Source organism: Streptomyces sp. NRRL F-4489 (assembly GCF_001509485.1).
Lineage (GTDB): Bacteria > Actinomycetota > Actinomycetes > Streptomycetales > Streptomycetaceae > Streptomyces.
Map to the genome: position 1 here is coordinate 47,272 of NZ_LLZI01000233.1, position 6,782 is coordinate 54,053.

Sequence of the window (6,782 nt, forward strand, 5' to 3'; positions counted from 1 at the left end):
CGAGGAGTTGGGTGCGCCGCGCCATTGCCGCGTGGTGGTGTCCGGGCCGCGGGGCGCTCGGGGGCGGCCGCCGGGCCTCGGGCCGGGGGCGCGTGTCCTCCGGCGGGGGGCGGGAGTTGGGCAGGGCGTCCGACGCCGCCGTCCCTGCGCTCCGGATCCGGAGGTCCCGCCCGTGTGCCCGATGCCCCCTCGTCCTCGTCCCCGTCCGTTGTCCGTCGCCGAACCCCGGTCCGCCGCCGGGGAGCCGGGGACCGTTGAGCCGTCCGCTGCCGGGGAGCCGGGGGCCGTTGAGCCGTCCGGCCCCGTGCCCTCCGGGGGCGCGCCCGGAGTGGGGGCGCGGGCGGTGGGGCGGGTGACGGCCGCGGCGGTGGCGGTGTCCGCGCTGGCGGCCTCGCTGGCCGGCTGCATGAGCGTCAGCGAGCCGGACCACCCGAAGCCGTCCGGCAGCACCGCCCGGCAGGGCGACGAGAAGGGGAAGCCGCACCGGCCCGGCGGGCTGACCGCCGACGGCCGGGGCGACGGGCCGCACCGGCTCGGCCACGGCGGCCCCGCGCGCCCGGGCGGCCGCGGCACCGAGGCCGGCCGCGAGGGCGACGCCGGCGCCTCGCAGGCCCCGGAGCCGTCCGCCCCGGCGGCGCCGGGCACGCCCGGACCGGCCAAGCCGTCCGGCCCCGCGCCCGGTACGACGCCCGGCCACGGCGGCAGCGGCGGCCAGGCGGGCACCCCGGGCCCCGCGCAGCCCTCGCCGTCCCGGCCCGGCCGCCCGCCGACCCCGACCGGCGGCCCGGGCCCCGGTACGCCCACCGCCGAGCCGAGCGCGCCGGCCGGCACCCCCTCGGACGCGGGCGGCGGCGTCCACGCGTCCGGCCCGTCGCCGCTCGCCCCGAAGGCGTCGATGGCCGGGCCCTCCTCGTCGTCCGGGCACGTCGTGGCCCCCGGGGCCGGTTCCTCCGCGCTCTCCTCGCCGGTATCGCCTCAGACGGAGTGGGACGCCTGAGCCGCCGGCGCCCCGGGACCGGGCCGCGTACGGGTGCGTCCGCCCGGTCCCGTACGGTGACGTGAGCACGGACACAGGGCATCGGGCGGCAGGGCATTTGCCTTGCGGGGGGCTGGGTGCGTATGGTGGTAGATCGTTTGATCCCATTTGCCCGGCGCCTGTCAACAGCGCGCCGTGTGGCGCGTTCTCTCCCTTGCCGTGGCTGACCGCATCGAGGCGGTCTTTGTGAAATCACACGGAGTTGTGGGCGCGTGCCGAGACTCCGGAAGGTTTCGCATTTCGTATGTCCGTTTCCACTGAACAGTCCATGCTGCCCGCGCACGACGAGCAGTCCGAGTCCCCCGCCGAGCAGCAGGCCCCCGAGGCCGCTGAGGTCACCGAGGCCCCCGAGGCGGCCGTGACCGCTGAGGCCGTCGAGACCGCTGAGGCCGCCGACGCCGACGAGCGGGACGACTCCGCCGAGGCCGAGGCCGACGAGGACGCCGACGCCGTGACCTTCGCGGACCTCGGTCTGCCCGAGGGCGTCGTCCGCAAGCTGGCCCAGAACGGCGTCACCGTGCCGTTCCCGATCCAGGCGGCGACCATCCCGGACGCGCTGGCCGGCAAGGACATCCTCGGCCGCGGCCGCACCGGCTCCGGCAAGACCCTCTCGTTCGGTCTGCCGACCCTGGCCCGCCTGGCCGGCGGCCGCACCGACAAGAAGAAGCCGCGCGCGGTCATCCTCACCCCGACCCGCGAGCTCGCGATGCAGGTCGCGGACGCCCTCCAGCCGTACGGCGACGTCCTCGGCCTGAAGATGAAGGTCGTCTGCGGCGGTACGTCCATGGGCAACCAGATCTACGCCCTGGAGCGCGGCGTCGACGTCCTCGTCGCCACCCCGGGCCGGCTGCGGGACATCATCAACCGCGGTGCCTGCTCCCTGGAGGACGTCCAGGTCGCCGTCCTCGACGAGGCCGACCAGATGTCCGACCTGGGCTTCCTGCCCGAGGTCACCGAGCTGCTGGACCAGGTGCCCGGCGGCGGCCAGCGGATGCTGTTCTCGGCCACGATGGAGAACGAGATCGGCACCCTGGTCAAGCGCTACCTCACCGACCCCGTGAGCCACGAGGTCGACAGCGCCCAGGGCAACGTCACGACCATGACCCACCACGTCCTCGTCGTGAAGCCGAAGGACAAGGCGCCGGTCACCGCCGCGATCGCCGCCCGCAAGGGCCGCACCATCATCTTCGTCCGCACCCAGCTGGGCGCCGAGCGGGTCGCCGAGCAGCTGATCGAGGCGGGCGTGAAGGCGGACGCGCTGCACGGCGGTATGACCCAGGGCGCGCGCTCCCGGGTGCTCGCCGACTTCAAGGACGGCTACCTCAACGCGCTGGTCGCCACCGACGTCGCCGCCCGCGGCATCCACGTCGACGGCATCGACCTGGTGCTGAACGTCGACCCGGCCGGTGACCACAAGGACTACCTGCACCGCTCGGGCCGTACCGCCCGCGCCGGCCAGTCCGGCACCGTCGTCTCGCTGTCCCTGCCGCACCAGCGCCGCCAGATCTTCCGCCTGATGGAGGACGCGGGCGTGGACGCCTCGCGCCACATCGTCGGCGGCGCCGGCGCGTTCGACGAGGACCTGGCCCGGATCACCGGCGCGCGTTCGCTCACCGAGGTCCAGGCCGAGTCGGCCAACAACACCGCCAAGCAGGCCGAGCGCGAGGTCAGCCTGCTCTCCCGCGAGCTGGAGCGGCTCCAGCGCCGCGCCACCGAGCTCCGCGAGGAGGCCGACCGGCTGACCGCCCGGGCCGCCCGCGAGCGCGGCGAGGACCCGGCGGAGGCCCTCGCGGCGACCGCCCAGGAGGCCGCGGCCGCGGCCGAGGAGGCGGCGGCCGAGGCCGTCGTCCCGGCCCAGGCCGGCCCGTCCGAGCGCCGCGGCAACGAGCGGCGCGACGACCGCCGTGACGAGCGCGGTGGCTTCGGCCGTGACCGCGACCGTGACCGCGGGGGGTCTGGCCGTGACCGCGGTGGCGACCGTGGTGGTGACCGTCCCGGTGGCCGTTCCTTCGACCGCCGTGACGACCGCCGTGACGACCGTCGTGACGAGCGGGGCGGCTTCGGCCGTGACCGTGGCGGGGACCGTCCGTTCAACCGCGATGACCGTTCCGGTGGCCGCTCGTTCGACCGCCGTGACGACCGCGGGGGCTTCGGCCGTGACCGCGGTGGCGACCGTCCGTTCAACCGCGATGACCGTTCCGGCGGCCGTTCCTTCGACCGCCGCGACGACCGCCGTGACGACCGTCGTGACGAGCGGGGCGGCTTTGGTGGCCGGGACCGCGGCGGGGACCGTCCGTTCAACCGCGACGACCGCTCCGGCGGCCGCTCGTTCGACCGCCGGGACGACCGCGGCTCCTTCCACCGCGACCGCGGTGACCGCCCGGCCCGTCCGTTCAACCGCGACGACCGTTCCGGCGGCCGCCCGTCCTCGGGCTACCGCTCCGGCGGCGGGGACCGTCCGTTCAACCGCGACGACCGCTCCGGCGGCCGCCCGACCTCCGGCTACCGCTCCGGCGGCGACCGCCCGTACGGCCGCCGCGACGACCACCGCGGCTCGGGCAGCGCGACCGGCGGCTTCGGCCGCCGCGAGGACAAGCCCCGCTGGAAGCGCAACGGCTGATCCGCCCGCCGGCGGCTGATCCCGCCCCCGGCGCGCACCACCTCTACGCCCAGGGCCCGTACGGCACACAAGTGCTGTACGGGCCCTGGGCGTTGGGGCACGGAGGGGCCGGTGCGCGGGGCGGTCGCGTGGGGCGGGTACGGGCGGATGCGCGGGGCGGTGGCGTGGGGCGGGGAGCCCGCCGCGGGCCCGGCCCGGCTCGCCCCGGCCGGTGGCGCCGCGGCGGCCCGAGCGGGCCCGCGGCACGCCGTTGGGGACCCAGATCCCCAATGCCTTCGGGCTGCGGCACGTCCTCGGGCTATGCTGCTCGGTGCGGGCCATTAGCTCAATTGGCAGAGCAGTGGACTTTTAATCCATTGGTTCAGGGTTCGAGCCCCTGATGGCCCACCGCACGCGGCGCGGGACAGCGCGCCTGGCCTGCGACACAGCGCCTCGACCGGGACGTACCGGGCGGGGCGCTTCGCTTTTCCGGGCGGATGGGTGCGCGATGCGGGAGCGGGCGGTCCGGCGTCGCCGGTCGTGCGGGCGGAGGGGGCGGGCGGGCCGGAGCGGCCGGGGTGGAGGGTGCTCGCTTCGCATGGTGAACGGCCGTTGCGGGGAGGGATGTTCCCTGTTGTGTCGGGATCGGCGGCCGGGACCGGGGCCCGGGCCAAGGCGGGCCGTGGTGTGTCGGCCGTGGAGGGTGGCCGGCCGGAGAGGTGGGGGAGCTGTGGGGCAGCGGGAGGGCGGGTTGGCGGCGCGCGGGCGGTTGCGGGCCGCGGCGGCGGTGGTGGCGCGGTTGGCCGAGGAGCGGGCGGCGGAGGTGGAGGCGGTGGCCGGCGTGCTGGCGGCGTCGGCGGGCCGGCTCCTGGTGACCGGGGTCGGCAAGTCCGGGACGGTGGCGCGCGGGATCGCGGAGCTGTTCGCGGCCACCGGGACGCCGGCGTACTTCCTGCACCCCACGGAGGCGCTGCACGGCGATCTGGGGAGGGTCGCGCCGGGTGATGAGGTGATCGCGGTGTCCTGGTCCGGCGCGACGGCTGAGGTGCTACGCGTACTGCCGCATCTGAGGCGGCGGCGGGCCCGCGTCACCGGCCTCGTCGGCAGCTCCCGGTCGCCGCTGGCGGACGCGTGCGATGTGGTGCTGGCCGCGGAGTGCGACGCCGGCCCCGAGGAGGTGGGTCCGCCCGTCACGGCGACCCTCGCGCTGCTCGCGCTCGGGCAGGCGCTGGTGCTCGGCGTGGCCGAACTCAAGGGCCACTCCCCGGAGCTGGCCGCCGCCCTGCACCCGGCCACACGGGAGGCGGTGTGACCGCGATCGTGATCCCGGCCCGGGCCGGCTCGACCCGTTTTCCCGGCAAGGCCACCGCGCTCCTCGGAGGACGGCCGGTCGTCCGGTGGACCTACGAGGCGGCCACCCGCGCCCGGCGCGCCACGCGGGTCGTGGTGGCCACCGACAGCGAACGGATCGCCGAGGTGTGCCAGTCCTTCGGCGCCGAGGTGGTGCTGTCCCGGGGCGCATACGCCACCGGGACCGACCGCGTCGCCGCGGTGGCGGCGGGCTGGGACGAGGACTGCGTCGTCAATCTGCAGGGCGACGAGCCGTTCATGGACCCGGACGTCATCGACGAGGTGATCGCCGCGGTGCGGGCCGGGCACCCCGTGGCGACCGCGGCGGGCCCCCTGGACGCGGCGGCCGCGGCCGACCCGCACCGCGTCACCGTCCTGACCGACCGGCACGACCGCGCCCTGTACTTCTCCCGCGCCGCCGTCCCGCACCAGCGGCCCGGCACCCCGTTCGAGGAGCTGGCCGGCAGCCGCCGCGCCGCCGAACACCTAGGCATTTACGGCTTCGCCCCGCCCGCACTGGCCCGTATCGCCGCCGCGCCGCCCGGCATCCTGGAACGCGCCGAGGGACTGGAACAGCTCCGCTTCCTCGAACTGGGCCTGCCGGTCACGGTCGTCCGGGCGCGGCGGGCGCCGGTCAGCATCAATACGCCGGCGGATCTGGCGGCGGCGGAAGCCGGTTTGGAGGGCCGGGGATGACGGGCGGGGCGGAGGCGGTGGGGCGCGGGCCGGATGCGTCGCGGGGTGCGGGGGACGCGGCGGGGAGCGGCGGCCTGGACGGGCTGCGGCTGTGCCGGGTCGGGGCAGGCGGGGCCGGGGCGGGCGGGATCGCGCTGGGCAACGACCGCCCGGCGGTGGTCATCGGCGGGGTGAACGTGCTGGAAGACCTCGACACCGCGCTGCGCGTCGGCGAGGTGTTCCGTACGACCACCGAACGCCTCGGCCTCCCCTACGTCTTCAAGGCGTCGTTCGACAAGGCGAACCGCTCCTCGGCGCGGAGCTACCGCGGCCCCGGCCCGGACGACGGCCTGGCCATGCTCGCCCGCGTCAAACAGGAACTGGACGTCCCCCTCGTCACCGACGTCCACACGGCCGGGCAGTGCGCGCCGGCCGCCGAGGTCGCCGATCTGCTCCAGATCCCCGCCTTCCTGGTGCGCCAGACGGATCTGATCCACGCCGCCGCGGCCACCGGGCGCCCGCTGCACCTGAAGAAGATGCAGATGATGGCGCCCGAGGACCTGCGGACGGCGGCCGAGAAGTGCGCCCGGGCGGGCGCGACGGGCGTGGTGCTGTGCGAACGGGGTACGGCCTTCGGCTACCACCATCTGGTCGTGGACATGGTGGGTCTGGCCCGTATGCGCGAGTTCGGCCCGCCGGTGACGCTGGACGTCACCCACGCCCTGCAACTCCCGGGCGCGCTCGGCGACGCGGCGGGCGGCCGCGGCCGGTACGCCGCCCCCTTGGCCCGGGCCGGCACCGCCCTCGGGCTGGCCGGGCTGTTCATCGAGGCCCACCCGGACCCGGGACGGGCGCCCTGCGACGGGCCGTCCGCCACGGCGATCGCTGACCTGCCTGATCTCCTGCGCCAGATCAAGGAGGTGGATGAGCTGGTCAAGGGGGTGGGGTAGAGGGGGTGAGTGAGGGGGCGGGGTGGGGTCGCGTCAGCGCTGGGGGCTCTACGCCGAGGCTGCCGGCTCTGAGCCAAGGCTGTCGGCTTCGCGGCAGGCGGCTTCGCGTTGGGCGGCTTCGCGGCAGGCCCGGCGGTCATCCGGTGCGACGGGCGTGAGGTCGAACAGCGAC

Annotated in this window: 5 protein-coding genes and 1 tRNA gene; all 6 read left to right on the forward strand. The window is 76.3% G+C overall.

Features of this window, described 5'->3' with window-relative positions:
* Positions 1 to 352 precede the first annotated feature (352 nt).
* Positions 353 to 997 (forward strand): hypothetical protein, encoded by a 645-nt coding sequence (locus tag ADL22_RS21060; RefSeq protein ID WP_066981852.1) that lies wholly within the window; start codon positions 353 to 355, stop codon positions 995 to 997.
* Positions 998 to 1,280: 283 nt separating this feature from the next.
* The gene (locus ADL22_RS21065) at positions 1,281 to 3,656 is read left to right on the forward strand and encodes a DEAD/DEAH box helicase (protein ID WP_066981855.1); all 2,376 of its coding nucleotides are present in this window, start codon (positions 1,281 to 1,283) and stop codon (positions 3,654 to 3,656) included.
* Between the two features lie 314 nt (positions 3,657 to 3,970).
* Positions 3,971 to 4,043 (forward strand) — tRNA-Lys (locus tag ADL22_RS21070).
* A 322-nt stretch (positions 4,044 to 4,365) separates the two neighbouring features.
* Positions 4,366 to 4,947, forward strand: coding sequence for an SIS domain-containing protein (locus tag ADL22_RS35445; protein ID WP_159048698.1), 582 nt, complete (start codon positions 4,366 to 4,368; stop codon positions 4,945 to 4,947).
* Positions 4,944 to 5,681 (forward strand): 3-deoxy-manno-octulosonate cytidylyltransferase, encoded by a 738-nt coding sequence (gene kdsB, locus ADL22_RS21080; RefSeq protein ID WP_066981860.1) that lies wholly within the window; start codon positions 4,944 to 4,946, stop codon positions 5,679 to 5,681. The genes ADL22_RS35445 and kdsB overlap by 4 nt, the downstream gene beginning before the upstream one ends.
* Positions 5,678 to 6,610: a 3-deoxy-8-phosphooctulonate synthase gene (gene kdsA, locus ADL22_RS21085; protein WP_079064303.1), complete on the forward strand. Its 933-nt coding sequence runs from the start codon at positions 5,678 to 5,680 to the stop codon at positions 6,608 to 6,610. The genes kdsB and kdsA overlap by 4 nt, the downstream gene beginning before the upstream one ends.
* The last annotated feature ends 172 nt before the right edge of the window (positions 6,611 to 6,782 follow it).

Excerpts from the sequence above, each read along its gene's own strand:
- ADL22_RS21065 (WP_066981855.1), top strand. The coding sequence starts at position 1,281 with ATGTCCGTTTCCACTGAACAGTCCATGCTGCCCGCGCACGACGAGCAG.
- kdsA (WP_079064303.1), top strand. The coding sequence starts at position 5,678 with ATGACGGGCGGGGCGGAGGCGGTGGGGCGCGGGCCGGATGCGTCGCGG.